Below are 18,032 nucleotides of genomic sequence, written 5' to 3'. Positions count from 1 at the left end.
AGATAAGATGAATGAACTTTGTTACACCAAATTTTCGTTGGCAACCGAAAGCCGATACGCAGTTTATTGGCAACGGAAGTATTTTGCCGTATTTTTGACCAAATTTATGATCATGAGCAAGCCCCTGTTGTCTGTAGTTATTACGATCTACAACGAAGAAGAAAACATCAAGCCATTATTGGAAGCTACCTATTCCGCACTTTCCGAAATCGACTATGAGGTCATTCTAATAGAGGATGGTTCTACTGATAAGACAGTGGCCGAAGTGAAAAAGTATGCAAATGATCGGACTAAGCTGATTATTTTCAATCGGAATTATGGTCAAACCACCGCATTGGCTGCGGGAATTGACATGGCTACAGGCGAGTATATTTCAACCATGGATGGAGATTTGCAAAATGACCCCACAGACATCCCTATTATGCTTCAAAAAGCGATTGATGAAGACTGGGATGTAGTAGCAGGTAGAAGGGCCAATAGAAAAGATGGGTTTGTGTTGAGGAAGATTCCGAGTAAAATAGCTAACTGGGTGATCCGAAATACTACCAAAGTCTATTTGAAGGATTATGGTTGCACGCTCAGAGTTTATAAAGCTGAGATCGCTCAAGGAATGGGCTTATATGGGGAATTGCACCGTTTTATCCCGGTTCTTGCCAAGCAACAAGGTGCGAGGATGACAGAAATGGATGTGAAACATCACCCTAGAATCCATGGTGAATCTAAATATGGGTTGAGCCGGACTTTTAAAGTAATGGCTGATCTGATCTTAATGCTATTTTTTCAAAAGTATTTCCAACGTCCGATTCACTTGTTTGGTGGAATCGGAATAATCGCTTTCCTAATAGGTGTTCTAATTAATTTTTACTTGTTGGTGCTGAAAATCATGGGAGAGGATATTTGGGGAAGGCCAATCATGATTTTAGGCTTTATATTGGTGCTTGGAGGTATTCAATTTATCACGACTGGAATTATTGCCGAGATCATTGTCCGAACTTACTTTGAATCTCAAAATAAAACTACCTACACCATTAAATCAGTTTATCAAGGGGAAGCTTTGACAGTATAAGACTGTCTCATTCCCAATTCGTTGAGCTGTTCAATTCAGAAGAATAGACCTGACTTTCCTTGGAAAAAAAGCAAGTACTCTAGGTAAGAAACTCAAAACCGGACTGAAACTTCTTTTGACGGGGTTGGCTATATTCCTGGTATTCCGAAAAATTGATACCGAGGAACTCTGGTTGATCACCAAGTCGATTCATTGGTTTTGGTTAGTACCTGCCATGATCTTATTTGTAATGAGTAAGGTTTTTACAGCATTGAGGTTAAATCTTTATTTCAGGAATATTGGCTTGAATATTTCTGAAAAGCTGAATTTCCGATTGTATTTGGTAGGCATGTTCTATAACCTATTTCTTCCAGGAGGAATTGGAGGGGATGGATACAAAATCTATTTACTCAATAAGAATTATAAAACTTCCGTAAAATCACTGATTCAAGCTTCTCTTTTGGATCGTTTAGGAGGGCTGGTTGCCATCGTGTTTTTGTTACTTATTCTTGTTCTCCCAGTAGATTTAGTGCTTCCATTTGAATCTCAAGTACCATGGGAAGTATTGATCGTAATCGCTTCCATGTTGGTGTTTCCTTCATTTTGGTTAGTTCAAAAGCTTTTCTTTAAACCTTTTTTACCTTCTTTTTTAAAATCTAATAGTTGGTCCATGTTGGGACAAATCTCCCAGTTGGTCTGTGCCGTGTTTATTTTGTTGGCGCTAGGAGTTGAAGCAAACTTCTTAGCATATCAATTGGTGTTTTTATTATCCTCTATCGTTGCCGTGCTTCCTTTGACCATTGGTGGGGTTGGGGCCCGGGAACTGGTGTTTATTTATGCGCATACCTATGCAGGGATAAACGAAGCTACGGCAGTGGCTTTTAGTTTAATCTTCTTCTTGATCACCGCATTGGTCTCACTTACAGGTGCTATGATTAAAGTGGAATTTGACGAAAAAATAGAGTCAGATTTATAAACTATTTTTTCTTTTAGGATCGCATCATGTGGGAAATAGAATTGACCTTAGGGAATTATTATTTCCCAAGACAATTGATCTTTGGTAGTGATGTATGTAACTCTAATCTTGGAAGTTTCTCCAGAAAAGTCGCTTGTAATGCTTCCTGTCCAGCTATTTGGAAGTTCTCCTGGTTTTAAAAATATGGACTTTGCGGAAGCGCAATCTACTCGGCCTCTATTGTAATATTCTCCACAATGGATTCCTTTAATAGGTGATTTTGATTTGTCTTGATCTTGGAACAGAGTGATCCTAAAGGACCTTTCCTCTGTATTTTCGATCCATTCCCAATTCCCAAGGAGTTCTTGCCCAAAGCTTAAGGTATAGCATAAAAAAATAAGAAAGTAAGAAGGACTGTCTTCATATATTAACTTTTCCCAAAAATAGCTAAACAGCATTTCTTACCTTTGCCCAAAATCCTATAATTCATGAACAAAGCCGAGCTATTTTCCCAAATTCAGAAAAAGTCATCCTTTCTATGTGTAGGGCTCGATGCAGATATCCAGAAAATTCCAGCACATCTTAAGTCGGAGAAAGATCCAATTTTCACTTTCTGTAAAGAAATTATAGAACAGACCGCTGATTTTGCAGTAGCCTACAAGCCAAATATCGCATTTTTTGAAGCCTTAGGTCCGCAAGGTTGGGAAACTCTTCAAAAAGTAAATGAATTAATTCCTAAGGATATTTTTACAATTGCAGATGCAAAAAGAGGAGATATTGGAAATACCTCTAAGCTATATGCCAAGGCCTTTTTCGAGAAAATGAACTTTGACTCGGTGACAGTAGCTCCCTATATGGGAGTGGATAGTGTGACTCCTTTTTTAGAGTTTGAGAATAAATGGGTTATTCTATTGGCACTAACTTCTAATGCTGGATCAATGGATTTTCAACTCATTAAAGATGAAACTGGCAAGCCGCTGTATCAATCGGTGTTAGAAAAAAGCCAACAATGGGGGAACTCCGATAATATGATGTATGTGGTAGGAGCTACCCGCGGTGAATTGATTGGAGAGGTAAGGAAGGTGGTGCCAGATCATTTCTTTTTGGTTCCAGGTGTAGGAGCGCAAAGGGGGTAGCCTAGCTGATGTTGCCAAATATGGAATGAATTCTTCCTGTGGGTTGCTTGTGAATTCTAGTCGAGGAATTATTTATGCGTCTCAAGATGAAAATTTTGGAAAATCGGCCAGATCAGAAGCACAAAAACTTCAGGAAGAAATGTCCAGTCTATTGGATACTTATCTTTAATGAAGGAGATTGATAATTGTTTTTAAAGCCAGTTTTTACTGGCTTTTTTTTTTGTAAAGTTTTTTTAATTTAAAGAAGACTTTAGGTGAATTTTTATGAATTTCAGAGAAGATTTTTTACAACTCGTCTGGAAATTTCAATATTTCGAAAAACGGTATTTCCAAACTGCCAATCAGGAACAAGTCCATGTGATTCAAATTGGTTTCCATAATCTAGCGGAAGGCCCTGATTTTTTAGATTCAGTGGTTATGATAGATGGGGTAGCCTTTCATGGTCATGTAGAGGTTCATAAATATGCTTCCGATTGGAAGAATCATGATCATGAGGCAAATCCTGCCTATAATTCAGTAGTCCTGCACGTAGTATGGGAAAATGACAAGCCAGTGTTTCGAAATGATGGAACCTTGATTCCGACCGTGGAATTGAAAGGGAAAATATTCTTAAATATCTGGAGAAATTACGAGCGACTGTTGGATTATCAATCTGAGCTCCCCTGTGCTCATGCCGTGCACCAAGTTCCAGAAATCATTCGCTTTTCGAGTTTGGAAAAATCCCTGGTAGAACGGCTTCAAGAAAAGTCTCAATTAATTTTAAATCTGTTAGAGGAAAACAAAGGAGATTGGGAAGAGACAGCCTATCAATGGTTATTTACCACATTTGGATTCAAAACAAATAGTAAAGGTATGGCCGAGTTGGCTAAGTTAGTTCCGTATAAAATCTTGATGAAACACCGGGATAAACTACCTGTATTGGAAGCCATTCTATTTGGGCAGGCGGGCTTGTTGCCAGAAGAGACAGAAGAGCCTTATGTTCAATATTTAATCAAGGAGTTGGAGTTTTTAAAGAAGAAATATCAATGGGAGCGTTCACTGAGCCGTCAGCACTGGTCTTTCATGGGAGCAAGACCTAGTAATTTTCCTACTTTGAGGATTGCACAGCTAGCGGCTATTTTATCCAATGCGCCCAGCTTGTTGAGGGCAATTTTAGAAGATTCTAGAGATTTTTCCTCGTTTAAAAAATTGTTTCAAATCAGTCCTAGTGATTACTGGATTCATCATTATTCTTTTGGGAAACCCGCCTCAAGAAAAGTCTCAAATGGTGTTTCCAATACAGTCTTACAGTTGTTGATTATCAACTATGTTTTGCCTTTGTGGTTTGCCTATGGAAGATATTTCCAGCAACCGGAATGGAAAGAACGTTGTTTTGATTTAATTCAAGAGGTGGCGCCTGAGGATAATAGGATTGTTAAGAAATTTCAAACAGCCAATTGGATTGCTTCCAATGCCTTTGATACCCAGGGGATGCTTGGTTTATACAAAAATTATTGCCTACCTAAGAAGTGTCTTCAATGTAAAATCGCCCAGAGTTTGGTAAAGAGAGAAAGCAAATGAATTTTGCGTAAGGATATGATTTACCGTACTTTTGCAGTCCGAAAAGGAAAATACTATGGAAAAACCAGTAATTATTTTGGGAGCAACAGGTATTGCTCATCCCGCTCTTGAAATATTTAACAGTAATGATGTTGTGGTATATGGTTTTCTAGATGAAGATGAAAAGCTTCATGGCACTGAAATCAATACCGTTTCTGTTTTAGGAAATCCTGAAGACGATGGGTTTTTAAAGCTAGTAGGGAAAAAAGCGGAAGCTTTTGTGGCTGTAGATGATGTCAAGTATCGAAAATTTCTTGTGAAATTGTTGAACGAGCGTAGAAAGGTTCAGCCTATCAATGCTATACATCAAACAGCCTATATTTCTACTGATGCGGTCATTGGTCATGGAAACTTTATTAATGCCAAAGTAACTGTAGGAACAGGAGCAGAGATCGGTCAACACTGTATTTTGAATACAGGTGCGATCATTGATCATAAAGCGAAGTTGGGAGATTTTGTTCAAGTGGGAGCAGGCTCTATTATTAACTCTGAAGTAACCATAGGAGAAGGAGCATTTATTGGTTCAGGAGTGACAATCGTATCAGGTGTGACCATCGGTAAAAATGCAAGAGTAGGAGCTGGTTCAGTAGTAATTTCTTCTGTAGGGGACAATGAAACGGTTTTTGGTAACCCAGCTGCAAAAATTAAATCTTAAATTTGCCTTTTAATTTATAGTACATATTATACATCCTTAAACACCCTGCCGAAACAGGGCTCTAGTTATGGAAAACAACAATTATTGCATCCTCCTTTATTATTGCTACGCCAAGATTGAAAATCCTGAAGAATACCGGGAGCAGCATCACTTGTTTTGCGTAGAAAACAACATCCGAGGTAGAATCATTATTTCCGATGAAGGTTTGAATGGTACAGTTTCCGGCCTGAAAGAAGACTGTGAAAAGTACATGGCTTATGTTCATGCTGATCCAAGATTCGTCAAAACTGAATTTAAAATCGATGAGCATGACAAGCATGCATTTACAAAGATTCATGTAAGGTATAAGCCTGAAATTGTTCATTCTGCACTAAGACATTTGGACCCAAATGTCAAAACTGGAAAACATCTAGATCCGGAAGAATTTAAAAAATTGAAAGATCAGGAGGACGTGGTCATTCTAGATGTACGGTCAAACTACGAGCATGAATTAGGGAGATTCAAAAATGCCCTAACCTTGGATATCGATAACTTCCGGGATTTTCCAGATAAAGTAAAGGAACTGGAACACTTGAAAAACAAAAAAGTACTGACCTATTGTACTGGAGGGATCAAGTGTGAAAAAGCTTCAGCTTTTTTATTGGAGCAAGGCTTTGAGGATGTGTACCAACTTCATGGAGGGATCATCAAGTATGGAATGGAAGCTGGAGGAGAAGATTTTGAGGGGAAATGTTATGTTTTTGATAACAGGATCGCAGTGGATGTCAATAAGGTGAATCCAAAAGTAATTTCAACTTGTCATGTGTGCGGTACTGCCTCCGACAGAATGGTCAATTGCGCCAACCCAAGCTGTAATGCCCATGTCGCCATTTGTGAAAAATGTGGTTGGAAAATGGAAGGTGCATGTTCAGATGAATGCAAGGATCATCCTGAAAAAGAACCTATGATGGAACGGGTTATTACCAAAAGAATACCAATGGATATAACCCTTATAAAGGCCTGAAACGTTCTGGCAATAAAAATCAAATTACTAAATTAGAGGGTGAGCCAACGAATTCCTGAATCCGAACTAATATTAAACGCTGATGGAAGCGTATATCATTTACATTTGAAGCCAGAAAATCTGGCTTCTTTTGTTTTTACGGTAGGTGATCCGGACCGAGTCCCTTTGGTTTCCCGGTATTTTGATGAGATTGAGTTTCAGACTAGAAAAAGGGAGTTTGTGACCCATACTGGAAGGATTGGTGGAGAACGTGTCACAGTCATGAGTACAGGGATGGGGACTGACAACATCGAGATCTTCATGACAGAACTCGACGCTTTGGTTAATATTGACCTAGAAACCCGAACCCTCAAACCTACCCACCGAAGTCTACAGATAGTTAGAATTGGTACCTCTGGTGCAATGCAATCGGATATTCCTTTAGGTTCATTATTGGCCTCATCAAAAGCAGTTGGAATGGATACGTTGATGCAGTTTTATCCTGAGTTAAACAGTTCTCAAGTCTGGGGAGAAGCAATCCGCCAGAAATTGAAATTAGGCTTTACTCCCTATCAAGCCGAGGCTAGCTCAAAATTACTATCAATGCTTGGACCGGAATTTTTGAAAGGTATTACTTTAACCTGCCCAGGTTTTTATGCCCCACAAGGAAGAACAGTCAAATTAAAACCTGCAATTGATCAGATGCTGGACCGCTTGGCAGCAATGGAAATTGAAGGTGAACGATTGACTAATTTTGAAATGGAAACGGCAGGATATTATGCCATGGGGACCTTATTGGGGCATCAGGTGCTTAGCCTTAATGCGATTGTTGCAAATAGAAAACTAAAAGAGTTTGATAAAGAGGCTGAAAAAACCGTGGATTCCCTGATCCGCGCAGCTCTGAAGTTGCTTGTTAAAAAATAATCACCCTTACGCTAAATACGTTCGATAAGAATTCATTTCTCCCAATTTGAAATCTTCCCATTCGTTATAGTTAATTGACAAAAGCAACTCGCCTAAAAAATCTGTACACTCTTGTTTGCACACATAAATGCCAAACAAGCTATCAGGCTTATTTACTAAAAATACTCGGCTGCTTTCAAAGTTGTTCACAAGATCATTCCATGAGCCAAGAATGAGAAGTTCGTCTTGATTCTTGACAGTTTGAATGATTTTAAAATTTCCTTTTGAGGTGGATATTTTCATGACGTAAAAAGTTGGTTTAACTGATTCGATATATCAAAACTAGATCAAAAATCAGCAGCACTCAATACGTATTAATACCTATTTTTAAAAATGTGAAATGCAAAAATCACTATTTCAATTGATGATATCTTTGTTTTTTTGTGCCCAAAGAAGTAGGGAATTGTGCTTTTTTCCAGTTTAAGCTTTGCAATCATATTACTTCTGTGCTTATCTACAGTTCGTTCAGCGATGAATAATTTCTCTGCGATTTCTTTGGTAGAAAGTCCGTCGGCAATTAGCCTGAGGATTTTCTTTTCGGAAGGGGTTAATTGGGTCTGTTCCGAATCCAAATTCCCAATTTCTTTGTCTTCAAAAATTTTTTCACTAAAAAATGATTTCCATTTAAAACGGTTTCAATGGCTTTGGATAATTCTCCTAGAGCAAACTCCTTTAAAATATAACCAGATAGATTCAGCTCTTTGGCTTGGTGGTACAAATACAACTCTTTATGCAGTGTCAATAAAATAATCTTGGTGGGAAGCTTTAGTTTCTTGCATTGAGCAGCAATTTCTAGTCCAGAAAAATGAGGCATTTCCATGTCCAAAATCGCCAGTTGTGGACGATGCTTCAGGATTTTTCTAAGGCATCTTTACCATTACTAGCAGAGTCCAAGACATTAATATTATTTTCCTCCAAAAACTCCTGGAGCCCTTTCAATAACAAAGGGTGATCGTCTGCTATTACTACTGTTGGCTTAGACATAGGTAATGAAACTTAAACTGGCGGCCGATACTATTTGGCGGATTACTTTGATGCTTAAATCTAAGTGAAGCAATTCTTTTCTTTATTGTTTTTAGACCGAGGCTCTAGGAATTATTAGATTATTCAGAATTATCAGATCCTTTTCAAATGCCTTCCATTTTTAAAATAATACGCAGATCTAATTTTAAATATAGCTAAATCAATTTATTACTTGGGCACTAGGTAATTAGAATCATGTGGTTTACGTTTTATGGATTTTTGATGTCCATATAAGCAAAATAAATGAGCCATTGCAAAAGATAATAAAGCCACAGTCAGTTAGAATGTAATTTATACCCTCAATACCCGTAATTTCAGAATTGAGACTAATGAGGAATGATTCAACCAATTCCGTAAATTATATCTTGTATCCAGGGTTAGTTCCTGTTCCTACACCTATCGTTTCAAAGAGTAAAAAGAGGAATAGGCGATGATATTTAATCAATCTTCTCCTAACTTTAAAGAATGACTTTACTTGTTGAACAAATCAAAGCAGCTTTGGAGGATAAGGCCATCCCAGAAAAAGCTGCTTTTTTCCGAGATTTTTCAAATCTGGACCTGGTGAATATGGGGAAGGAGATAAATTCTTGGGGGTGAAAGTTCCAGAGCAAAGGAAAATAGCCAAGTCAGTATACAAAGAGATAAGCCTAGATGAAATTGAGACCTTGATTCAAGATGAATACCATGAAGTTCGTTTGACTGGCGTGATGATTTTAGTCTATCGCTATGAAAAGTTGAAATCTGATGAAGACCGGAAAAAGTTGGTTGATTTCTATTTGAAAAATCTTAAGTGGGTAAATAATTGGGACTTGGTCGATAGCTCCTGCCATCATATTTTAGGGCATTACTATCTGAATAAGGATAAATCTTTGTTTTACGAACTCGCTTCGAAAGATGACCTTTGGAGCCAACGTGTGGCCATGGTTAGCACCTATTATTGGATCAAAAGAGGAAAGTTTGAGGATGCATTGGCCTTGGCTAAAAAACTCCTGGATCATCCTCATGACTTGATGCACAAAGCCGTGGGGTGGATGCTTCGAGAAATTGGAAATAAGGATTACGAAGTGGAATTCGAGTTTTTGAAAAAGCATTATCAACAGATGCCTAGAACGGCCTTACGCTATGCCATCGAAAAATTTGATGAGGATGTTAGGCAGGATTTTTTGAAAGGAAGAGTTTGAAGTCAGAAGTCTAAAATCAGAAATATGAAAAAGTCAGGATGAGCGTCCCGACAGTTGTACGGGATCGAAGCCCCTGGCGCCTTAGACAAATATTAATTTTTTAAAAAGATAGCTCTTAGAGCAGATATTTAATAAGATAGCTTTGGAGATAATATGAAAGTCAAGTTTATCTCGCGAAGCCTATCTAGCCTCAGGCGTATCTCAGCGAAGCTTATTTCTCTTTAGCTTTATTCTATTCCCTCCAATTCACTGAGTTCTAACCAAGTCAATTCTAACTCCTCTAACTCAGCATCTATTTCTGCTATCCGATTCGACTGCTTGATCAATTCTTCATGATCTTCAATTCCAGCAGCGATTTTATCTGTGATATTGGCTTTTTCTTCTTCCAACTTGGCAATAGAAGTATTTACTTCTTTGAATTCTTGCTTTTGCTTATAGCTTGCTTTTACTTTTGTTTGGCTGGGCGGAGTCGAAATCTCTAATATAGTTTCAGGCTCACTTTTATAATCCGTAGTCTTGGTACTTGGTACTTTAGACTTTGTACTTTCTTCTTTTTCCCACTCTCTGAAATCAGTATAGTTGCCTGGGAAGTCTTTGATCTCTCCTTCTCCTTCAAAAACAAATAAATGCTCCACCAATCGATCCATAAAATATCGATCGTGGGACACAATGATCAAACAGCCAGGGAAGGTGTCTAGGAATTCTTCAAGGGTATTCAAAGTCATCAAATCCAGATCATTGGTAGGTTCATCGAGAATCAAGAAGTTTGGATTCTTGATCAAAACCATCAATAATTGAAGTCTCCTACGCTCTCCTCCACTTAATTTGGCAATAGGAGTATGTTGTTGCTTCGGAGGGAAACCAAACTGTGTTAAAAACTGAGAAACAGTAATTGTTGCACCTCCAGCAATATTCACCACTTCGGCTACTTCCTTGACAATATCAATCAGACGTTTTTCCTCATCAAATGAACTTTCCTCCTGTCTGTAATAGCCAAAAGCAGTCGTTTGTCCGATCGAGATTTTTCCTGCATCTGGTTCAAGTTGCCCAGTAATCATATTAAGGAAAGTGGTTTTTCCAGCTCCATTGGGTCCTACAATCCCTACACGGTCTTTTTTTCTGAAGGTATATGAGAAGTCCTTGATTATGGTTTTATCTCCAAAGGACTTTTGCATCTTTTCGATTTCAATGATTTTATTTCCTAGACGCTGGGTAGTCACGGTCAGTTGGATGTCACGTTCCTCTCTCTTCTGAGAGGCCTTTTCTTTCGTTTCCTCAAATGCGTCTACTCTGTATTTGGCTTTGGTTCCTCTGGCTTTAGGCTGTCTACGAATCCATTCCAGCTCCTTTTTATAAAGGCTTTTCGCTTTTTCCAACTCCACATCTTCCTGCATCATTCGCTCAGCTTTCTTGTCCAAGAAATAACCGTAATTACCTAGGTAGCGATGAACTTTCCCTTGATCAAGCTCCAGGATTTCATTGGTCACTTTCTCTAAAAAATATCGATCGTGAGTGACCATAAAAAGGGCAAGATTCGCTTTTGATAAATAATCTTCTAGCCATTCGATGGTTTCCAAATCCAAGTGGTTGGTTGGTTCATCGAGAAGCAATAAGTCAGGCTTTTCCAAGATTGCTTTTGCCAAAGCTACTCGCTTTCGCTGACCACCGGAAAGTGTTCCTACAGGCAATTCTGTGTCATGTAGTCCCAATTTTCCCAAAACTTCCTTTACTTGATACTCAAAATCCCAAGCCTGGAAAGCATCCATTTTTTCGAATAAACCAGCCATTTTTTCGGAGTTATCAATGCCTCGTTCTGCCTCTAGCATGGCCTTATGATAATCCTCAATTACTTGCAGGACTTCTGAATTACTTTGGTCAAAAATGGTCTGATAAATACTCATTTTGCCTTCAAAAACAGGGTTTTGATGAACATAGGCCACTTTTACCTGTTGATTGATGGCTACATTTCCGGTGTCAGGGATTTCCAAGCCCATGATAATTTTCATCAAGGTAGATTTGCCGGCACCATTGATACCGACTAAAGCGATTTTCTGGCCTTGGGAAATGCCAAAAGAGATATTGGAAAAAAGCTTGCGTTCCCCGAACGCTTTACTGAGATTTTCGACTGAAAGGTAATTCATGCCGCAAAAGTAGGGAAAAGGAAAGGGAGTATACGCATGACCAATTATATTCCCCTTATAGTAATTAAAATATTCGAAAACTTATCCCTCTCCTGTGGATCAATAATGAGTTGCAAAATATTATGAGTAGATAAATTATTATTTTTCTATTTGGCTTTTGATTTTCAACGAAATCAGGACATACCTATCCTCCTTTAAAAGATTCTGATTTTTCTCAAAAAAATCATGGACATTGTTCGGTCTCACAGCGACTTTTTTGCCAGAAAATGTTTTGATATAATCATTATAAAAATAAACCGAGTTGATCATAAAAATAAGTTTATCTTCATCGTAGGTCCATGGGATTCCTCTTATTAGCATCTGGTCTAAATCATTTTCCAAACTTTTAGACTGGATTAAAACCTTAAAATCCTTATTCATAAAAATTAAATGGACTCCTTTATTGTACTGCTGAAGGGATAGAAAGTAATAGGGTCCAAGTTTTGAAAATAGAGAAATGCCTTCTACTAATTCTTTTTCCCGGATGAATTGTTGGTAATCATCTCGACTCATATTGTTTAGTCTAACAAAATCCGTTTTATCAACTAGTGCATCACCGATATCAAATGTTACTTTTTGAGTGCGATTTAGATGGCTGTCAAAGAATAATACCTCGGTAGAATATGGGATCGGGAAAACAAGTCCTCCGTCAAAATCTTGGTTGAAACCATTATTGTCTCCATATTGGGCTTTTTCAAATCCTGGTCTAATTCTTTCCCATTCCCCTATCACCTTTTCATTTTCATAAAGAAGAAAATTGAAGTCAGTACCATCCCTCAGATTATTCATGAAATAAAGCATTCGATTGCCTCGTTTTTCAAACATGGGAATGTTTTTGGTGATTTTCTCCTCATAAATTAAATTTTGAAATGGACCGTAAGTCACAGCTTTACCTAGTACTCTATCCAAAATGGTAATTGCTGAATCTTCCAAAAAAAGTAATCCGATTGCCTAAATTCTCCAGGTCCCGAACCTGTCGCTTGGTAAACAAATTGAGGCTGACCTTTCTTATCAAACTTATGGATATGGCCAGTATAAAAGTCCTGAATATACATCGATTCATTATCAAATTTCATTAGATAGGGTTCTACGAGAGGTGATGAATCAGGAGCATTTAAAATTGAATAAGTGATGCTTTCAAAAGCTTCAGATAATCTATTATTTTTTGAGTCTTTAAGATTTATGACAACAGTTAACTCACTTGAATTCCTTTCACTATTGTTATTTTCACAGGAAATAAAACAAGCTGTGATTAGTGAAAGACCTAAAGTGAAAAGAAGATGCCTCATAAAAACATTTAAGGTCCTTTTAAGAATATTTAGTAACAATGAGCGAAGTTAAAATATGGCATAAATTGAATAGTAAGGCCTTCAACTTCGCTCAGACTGCCAAAAGGTTAATTTTTTTGACAATATCAATCATTTTGAACTTTAAGTAATTGGAGTTACTTCATCACAATGTTTTTGACCTGAAACATCACAAGATTCATTACCTCCTGGCCTACATCTATATACACTACCACCAAGTGGGCATTTAATATTTTGCATATAATAAACTCCTGAAGCATGAGCTGAAAAAGAGGGAGAGAATAAAATTGTCGGAAATACTAACATCGAAATTCCTAAAATTACTTTTTTCATTTTTATTAAATTTTTGGTTAAGATAAAATACCCCTTGGCCAAGAGCACTAACCAACTAGTTAGCTTTTACTAACATATTATTATTATTATTATTATTATAGTCCAAATAGAAATTCATTTAAATTCACTTTCTAGTTGAAAAATACCCAATATTGGGTAGGTGATTTTTTAAGAATGTTAGATTTAACCTATGAAAACCATCCATGACATCCTGAAACTCGGTGATCCCAGGCTTTACGAAGTGTGTGAGCCTGTTTTAGAATCAGAATTAAACCAGGTCCCAAATTGGGTCCAGCAACTTCATGAGGCCATGGAAGATATTCGAAGAGTGTATGGTTTCGGAAGAGGAATCGCGGCTCCACAGTTGGGTATTATGAAGCGTATGTTTTATCTTAATCTGGATAAGCCTTATGTAATTTTAAATCCTGAATTGAAAAACAAAAGTGAATCAAAGTTTGAGCTTTGGGATGATTGCATGAGTTTTCCGAACCTTTTGGTCAAGGTGCGTCGTCATCAGTCCTTGACGTTGAAGTACTGGGATGAACATTGGAAGGAACATGAATGGGAGGTTTCTGGAGCCGAATCTGAATTGATTCAGCACGAATATGATCATTTGGATGGAATTCTATGTACGATGCGTGCGATTGACCAGAAAAGCTTTCGTTGGAAAGAATGATCCTTTAGTTTCAATTGATAAGTCACTTTTGTTGAGCTCATTGAGGTGACTTTTCCATTTTAATCTGGATTTATCCTTCCCCTTCGGGAATTTTTTCTAATTTTGCCCCAATTTGGACGTAAGTAATTTCATCTCTCTATTCCCCTTTTGTAATGCCAAAAGACAGTAGCATCAAGCACGTATTAATTATCGGTTCTGGTCCCATCGTCATCGGTCAAGCTTGTGAGTTTGACTATTCTGGTTCCCAGGCTGCTAGGTCCCTTCGAGAAGAAGGAATTATCGTGACATTGATCAATTCCAATCCTGCCACCATCATGACTGACCCGGTGACAGCAGATCACGTGTATTTGCTTCCACTTGAGAAAAATCCATTATCAAGATCCTGACAGAGCATCCGGATATTGATGCAGTTCTGCCTACCATGGGTGGTCAAACAGCCTTGAACTTGGCAATAGATTGTGAAAAAGCAGGTATTTGGAAAAATTCAATACCCGTATGATCGGTGTAGATATCGAGGCCATCGATACTGCAGAAGATCGTGAGAAGTTTAAAGAATTGATGAAGAAAATTGGAGTGGGTGTCTGCAAAGGTGATACTGCTACTTCCTTTCTTCAAGGTAAAGAAATTGCTCAGGAAATTGGCTTTCCATTAATCATTAGAGCTTCTTATACCCTTGGTGGGGCAGGAGGAGCTTTTGTGGAAAAAGCTGAGGATTTTGAAAAATTGTTGAGTGCTGGTTTACAGGCTTCTCCAGTTCATGAAGTGTTGATCGAGCAAAGCATTTTGGGCTGGAAAGAATACGAGCTGGAGGTCATGAGAGATAATATCGGGAACATGATTGTGATCTGTTCTATCGAGAATTTTGACCCAATGGGCGTTCACACAGGAGACTCCATCACCGTTGCTCCTGCTATGACTTTGCCTGACACAGTTTATCAGCGAATGAGAAATTATGCAATTACTATGATGAATAGCATTGGTAATTTTGCGGGTGGTTGTAACGTGCAATTCTCAGTTAGCCCTGACAACGAAACCATCATCGGGATAGAAATTAACCCTCGTGTTTCTCGTTCTTCTGCTTTGGCATCTAAAGCGACTGGTTACCCGATCGCAAAAGTTGCAGCTAAGTTGGCGATCGGATATAATTTGGATGAGCTGCCAAATTCGATCACGGGTACTACCTCTGCTTACTTTGAGCCTTCTATTGACTACGTAATCGTGAAGGTGCCTCGTTGGAACTTTGACAAATTCAAAGGATCTGATAGAAGATTGGGTCTTTCTATGAAAGCAGTAGGTGAGGTAATGGGAATCGGTAGAAATTTCCAAGAGGCCTTGCAAAAAGCTTGTCAATCCCTTGAGATCAAACGTAATGGACTAGGGGCTGATGGAAAAGAGTTGAGAGATCAGGAAAAATCTTGTATTCTTTAGCTAATCCAAGCTGGAATCGATTGTTCCATATTTATGATGCCTTCAAATTGGGTATCTCATTCAGAACAATTTACGATTTAACAAAAATCGATAAGTGGTTCCTAAGACAAATTGAAGAACTGATCCATCTCGAAGAAGAGATTGGGAAATATAATGTGAATACCATTCCATATGAAATTATGGATATGGCCAAGAAACGAGGGTATGCCGACCGTCAGTTAGCACATTTACTTGGTTGCTTGGAAAGTGAAGTATTCAATAAGCGTTACGATGAAATGGGTATCAAGCGAGTTTATAAACTTGTAGATACTTGTGCCGCTGAATTTGAGGCGCAAACTCCATATTACTATTCTACTTTTGGTGAGGAAAATGAATCTATAAAAACTGATCGTAAGAAAGTGGTTGTATTAGGTTCAGGTCCAAACCGTGTTGGGCAAGGAATTGAATTTGATTATTCCTGTGTTCATGGGGTCCTTGCAGCCAAAGAGTGTGGTTATGAGACAATCATGATCAACTGTAACCCTGAGACGGTGTCTACAGACTTTGATGTGGCGGATAAGCTTTACTTTGAGCCAGTATTCTGGGAGCATATTTATGAAATTATCTTGCACGAGAAGCCTGAAGGTGTAATCGTTCAGTTGGGTGGACAAACTGCCTTGAAACTGGCAGAAAAATTAGAGAAATATGGAATCAAAATCATAGGTACCAGTTTCGAAGCATTGGATTTGGCTGAAGACAGAGGAAGATTCTCTACCTTATTGAAAGAAAATGATGTTCCTTATCCTGAATTTGGAACGGTCCATACTACTGATGAAGCGTTAGATCTTTGTAAGACTATCGGATTCCCTTTACTGGTACGTCCAAGTTATGTATTGGGTGGACAAGGGATGAAGATTGTGATCAATGAGAAGGAACTAGAAGAACATGTGGTAGAAGTATTAAGAGACATTCCAAACAATGAGATTCTTCTGGATCATTTCTTAGAAGGTGCTATTGAGGCGGAAGCGGACGCGATCTGTGATGGAGAGAATGTCTACATCATTGGGATTATGCAACATATCGAGCCTGCAGGTATCCACTCTGGAGATTCCTATGCGGTTCTTCCTCCTTACAATTTGGGAGACTTGGTAATCCGTCAGATTGAAACTTATACTGAAAAAATTGCCTTGGCATTGAAGACAGTAGGTTTGATCAACATTCAGTTTGCCATCAAAAATGATAAAGTATTCATCATTGAAGCAAACCCAAGAGCATCTAGAACCGTTCCGTTTATTTGTAAGGCATACAAAGAACCTTATGTAAATTACGCCGTAAAGGTGATGCTGGGAGAGAATAAAGTAACAGATTTTGAATTCAAACCTTACAAAAAAGGTTATGCAATTAAGGAACCTGTTTTCTCATTCCATAAATTCCCGAATGTTAACAAAGAATTGGGGCCCGAAATGAAATCTACTGGTGAAGCGATTTACTTTATAGATGACCTGATGGATGATTATTTCTTGAAGATTTACTCAGAACGAAACTTGTATTTGAGTAGATAACCCTGATTAAAAATATAATTAGTTTTGATAAAATTTCTTGTCATAGTTCTTGGAGTTGGCTGGCTTTTGGGCCAGCTAATCCGATATTTTCTCAGATCTAAGTTGGCTAAATTTGCCCAACAGGTAAACGAAGCAGCAAAGGAACAGCAGAGGGCCCAGGCTCACGCTTCCAGACCAAAAGATGAAGTGGTAGTGGATTATGTGCCTAAGCAGTTTAAAGAGAAAAGACAGAAGGATATTAAAGGCGGTGACTACGTCGATTTTGAAGAAGTGAAGGATTAATCAATCCTTCATTTTTTTTATGTGGGTTCTTTGAATATGTAATTTAGGTCAAATTCAACCTCTAATTCGGTAAGTAAATTTTTATACTCATTCAAAAAATCGATTTTTTGATGATGAGTTTTTTGGTTTACTATATAGTTTATGACTCTTGGTAGATGAGATTTGGTATAGGAAAATGCTGAATAACCTTCATGCCAAGCAAACTTTGCCTTACAAAAATTATTTTCATTTATCCATTTTGAAGAAGAAGCTTTGACTTTTTGGATCAGCTCACTTAGGGATTGATTAGGGCGCAATCCCAATAAGATATGAATATGGTCTGGCATCCCATTGATAGCTAATACCTTATGGTTGTGTTTTTGTATTATGGCAATTATGTATTCAAATAACCGGTGTTCCCAAAAGGCTGCAATTTGTCCAGATCTGAATTTTGTAGCAAATATTACATGTAAAGGAATTTGGGTATAGGTATTTGCCATAAAAATGTTTTTTAAATGAATGAGGGAACTGAAAAAAATGTTTAATAATCATCAAAAAGAATAAATGGATCATGCCTAAGGCATTTAATATTTATTTTTATTAATTATTCTAACAAGCTGGCGTGCCTACGGCACAGAATTAAAACTATAAAATTAATTATTAAAAATAAATAAGACAAATCTTCTATGCCAATAATCCTCTTTGTATAAAATCCCCTCGGGATTTGAGATTGGTAGAAATGTAAAAATGAATGTGCATAGTAAAGT

18 protein-coding genes and 4 pseudogenes are annotated in these 18,032 nt (G+C 37.8%); 12 read left to right on the top strand and 10 right to left on the bottom strand.

From position 1 onward, the window contains the following. Nucleotides 1–112: 112 nt before the first annotated feature. Nucleotides 113–1,066: a glycosyltransferase family 2 protein gene (locus V8V91_RS12970; protein WP_373400680.1), complete on the top strand. Its 954-nt coding sequence runs from the start codon at nucleotides 113–115 to the stop codon at nucleotides 1,064–1,066. A 43-nt stretch (nucleotides 1,067–1,109) separates the two neighbouring features. Beyond that, complete coding sequence (locus tag V8V91_RS12965) at nucleotides 1,110–2,021, top strand: YbhN family protein (RefSeq protein ID WP_373400679.1); 912 nt, start codon at nucleotides 1,110–1,112, stop codon at nucleotides 2,019–2,021. Between the two features lie 47 nt (nucleotides 2,022–2,068). On the opposite strand, the gene V8V91_RS12960 is transcribed toward V8V91_RS12965, so the two are convergent. Then, nucleotides 2,069–2,458 (bottom strand): hypothetical protein, encoded by a 390-nt coding sequence (locus tag V8V91_RS12960; RefSeq protein ID WP_373400465.1) that lies wholly within the window; start codon nucleotides 2,456–2,458, stop codon nucleotides 2,069–2,071. A gap of 30 nt (nucleotides 2,459–2,488) precedes the next feature. Between V8V91_RS12960 and pyrF the strand changes: the two are divergent. The 5 genes and pseudogenes from pyrF (at nucleotide 2,489) to V8V91_RS12935 (ending at nucleotide 7,296) form a co-directional block, all read left to right on the top strand. Beyond that, nucleotides 2,489–3,305: pseudogene (pyrF, locus tag V8V91_RS12955) on the top strand (orotidine-5'-phosphate decarboxylase). A gap of 95 nt (nucleotides 3,306–3,400) precedes the next feature. Beyond that, on the top strand, nucleotides 3,401–4,696 hold the full coding sequence (locus V8V91_RS12950) for a DUF2851 family protein (protein WP_373400464.1): 1,296 nt from the start codon (nucleotides 3,401–3,403) through the stop codon (nucleotides 4,694–4,696). Nucleotides 4,697–4,751: 55 nt separating this feature from the next. Then, on the top strand, nucleotides 4,752–5,390 hold the full coding sequence (locus tag V8V91_RS12945; RefSeq protein WP_373400462.1) for an acetyltransferase: 639 nt from the start codon (nucleotides 4,752–4,754) through the stop codon (nucleotides 5,388–5,390). Between the two features lie 67 nt (nucleotides 5,391–5,457). After that, nucleotides 5,458–6,452: pseudogene (locus V8V91_RS12940) on the top strand (rhodanese-related sulfurtransferase). Further along, nucleotides 6,433–7,296 carry a nucleoside phosphorylase gene (locus V8V91_RS12935; protein ID WP_373400460.1) on the top strand — a complete coding sequence of 288 codons (864 nt, stop codon included), beginning with the start codon at nucleotides 6,433–6,435 and terminating at the stop codon, nucleotides 7,294–7,296. The pseudogene V8V91_RS12940 and the gene V8V91_RS12935 overlap by 20 nt, the downstream one beginning before the upstream one ends. Nucleotides 7,297–7,302: 6 nt before the next feature. On the opposite strand, the gene V8V91_RS12930 is transcribed toward V8V91_RS12935, so the two are convergent. The 4 genes from V8V91_RS12930 to V8V91_RS12915 all read right to left on the bottom strand — a co-directional run bounded on the left by V8V91_RS12930 (nucleotide 7,303) and on the right by V8V91_RS12915 (nucleotide 8,319). Continuing rightward, complete coding sequence (locus V8V91_RS12930; RefSeq protein WP_373400458.1) at nucleotides 7,303–7,578, bottom strand: hypothetical protein; 276 nt, start codon at nucleotides 7,576–7,578, stop codon at nucleotides 7,303–7,305. 71 nt (nucleotides 7,579–7,649) lie between these two features. Continuing rightward, nucleotides 7,650–7,907: a response regulator transcription factor gene (locus V8V91_RS12925; RefSeq protein WP_373400456.1), complete on the bottom strand. Its 258-nt coding sequence runs from the start codon at nucleotides 7,905–7,907 to the stop codon at nucleotides 7,650–7,652. Then, nucleotides 7,883–8,149, bottom strand: a complete 267-nt coding sequence (locus tag V8V91_RS12920) for a response regulator (protein ID WP_373400454.1) — start codon at nucleotides 8,147–8,149, stop codon at nucleotides 7,883–7,885. Before V8V91_RS12920 ends, V8V91_RS12925 begins: the two co-directional genes overlap by 25 nt. A gap of 35 nt (nucleotides 8,150–8,184) precedes the next feature. Continuing rightward, a complete protein-coding gene (locus V8V91_RS12915) occupies nucleotides 8,185–8,319 on the bottom strand; it encodes a hypothetical protein (RefSeq protein WP_373400452.1) in 135 nt (44 codons plus the stop codon). 504 nt (nucleotides 8,320–8,823) lie between these two features. Here V8V91_RS12915 and V8V91_RS12910 point away from each other — a divergent pair. Both V8V91_RS12910 and V8V91_RS12905 read left to right on the top strand, forming a co-directional pair. After that, nucleotides 8,824–8,955 carry a hypothetical protein gene (locus V8V91_RS12910; RefSeq protein WP_373400450.1) on the top strand — a complete coding sequence of 44 codons (132 nt, stop codon included), beginning with the start codon at nucleotides 8,824–8,826 and terminating at the stop codon, nucleotides 8,953–8,955. Beyond that, nucleotides 8,934–9,539, top strand: a pseudogene (locus V8V91_RS12905) (DNA alkylation repair protein); the annotation flags it as partial. The gene V8V91_RS12910 and the pseudogene V8V91_RS12905, both read left to right, overlap by 22 nt. Nucleotides 9,540–9,766: 227 nt before the next feature. Here V8V91_RS12905 and V8V91_RS12900 read toward each other — a convergent pair. The 4 genes from V8V91_RS12900 to V8V91_RS12885 form a co-directional block, all read right to left on the bottom strand. Next, nucleotides 9,767–11,680: an ABC-F family ATP-binding cassette domain-containing protein gene (locus tag V8V91_RS12900; RefSeq protein WP_373400448.1), complete on the bottom strand. Its 1,914-nt coding sequence runs from the start codon at nucleotides 11,678–11,680 to the stop codon at nucleotides 9,767–9,769. A 138-nt stretch (nucleotides 11,681–11,818) separates the two neighbouring features. Continuing rightward, nucleotides 11,819–12,652, bottom strand: a complete 834-nt coding sequence (locus V8V91_RS12895; RefSeq protein ID WP_373400446.1) for a 6-bladed beta-propeller — start codon at nucleotides 12,650–12,652, stop codon at nucleotides 11,819–11,821. Beyond that, nucleotides 12,613–13,008, bottom strand: a complete 396-nt coding sequence (locus tag V8V91_RS12890) for a 6-bladed beta-propeller (RefSeq protein WP_373400677.1) — start codon at nucleotides 13,006–13,008, stop codon at nucleotides 12,613–12,615. The genes V8V91_RS12895 and V8V91_RS12890 overlap by 40 nt, the downstream gene beginning before the upstream one ends. Before the next feature lie 141 nt (nucleotides 13,009–13,149). Continuing rightward, nucleotides 13,150–13,359, bottom strand: coding sequence for a hypothetical protein (locus V8V91_RS12885; protein ID WP_373400445.1), 210 nt, complete (start codon nucleotides 13,357–13,359; stop codon nucleotides 13,150–13,152). A 190-nt stretch (nucleotides 13,360–13,549) separates the two neighbouring features. Here V8V91_RS12885 and V8V91_RS12880 point away from each other — a divergent pair, with 190 nt between their 5' ends. The 3 genes and pseudogenes from V8V91_RS12880 to V8V91_RS12870 all read left to right on the top strand — a co-directional run bounded on the left by V8V91_RS12880 (nucleotide 13,550) and on the right by V8V91_RS12870 (nucleotide 17,286). Next, nucleotides 13,550–14,035 (top strand): peptide deformylase, encoded by a 486-nt coding sequence (locus tag V8V91_RS12880; protein WP_373400443.1) that lies wholly within the window; start codon nucleotides 13,550–13,552, stop codon nucleotides 14,033–14,035. A 152-nt stretch (nucleotides 14,036–14,187) separates the two neighbouring features. After that, nucleotides 14,188–17,004: pseudogene (gene carB / locus V8V91_RS12875) on the top strand (carbamoyl-phosphate synthase large subunit). 24 nt (nucleotides 17,005–17,028) lie between these two features. Next, nucleotides 17,029–17,286 (top strand): DUF4834 family protein, encoded by a 258-nt coding sequence (locus tag V8V91_RS12870; RefSeq protein WP_074225462.1) that lies wholly within the window; start codon nucleotides 17,029–17,031, stop codon nucleotides 17,284–17,286. Between the two features lie 17 nt (nucleotides 17,287–17,303). Here V8V91_RS12870 and tnpA read toward each other — a convergent pair whose 3' ends face one another. Further along, nucleotides 17,304–17,765, bottom strand: a complete 462-nt coding sequence (gene tnpA / locus V8V91_RS12865) for an IS200/IS605 family transposase (protein WP_373400441.1) — start codon at nucleotides 17,763–17,765, stop codon at nucleotides 17,304–17,306. Between the last annotated feature and the right edge of the window lie 267 nt (nucleotides 17,766–18,032).

The sequence above is a fragment of the Algoriphagus halophilus genome (assembly GCF_041729275.1).
GTDB classification, from domain to species: Bacteria; Bacteroidota; Bacteroidia; order Cytophagales; family Cyclobacteriaceae; genus Algoriphagus; species Algoriphagus halophilus_A.
This window is presented reverse-complemented; position numbering and strand designations above follow the sequence as displayed.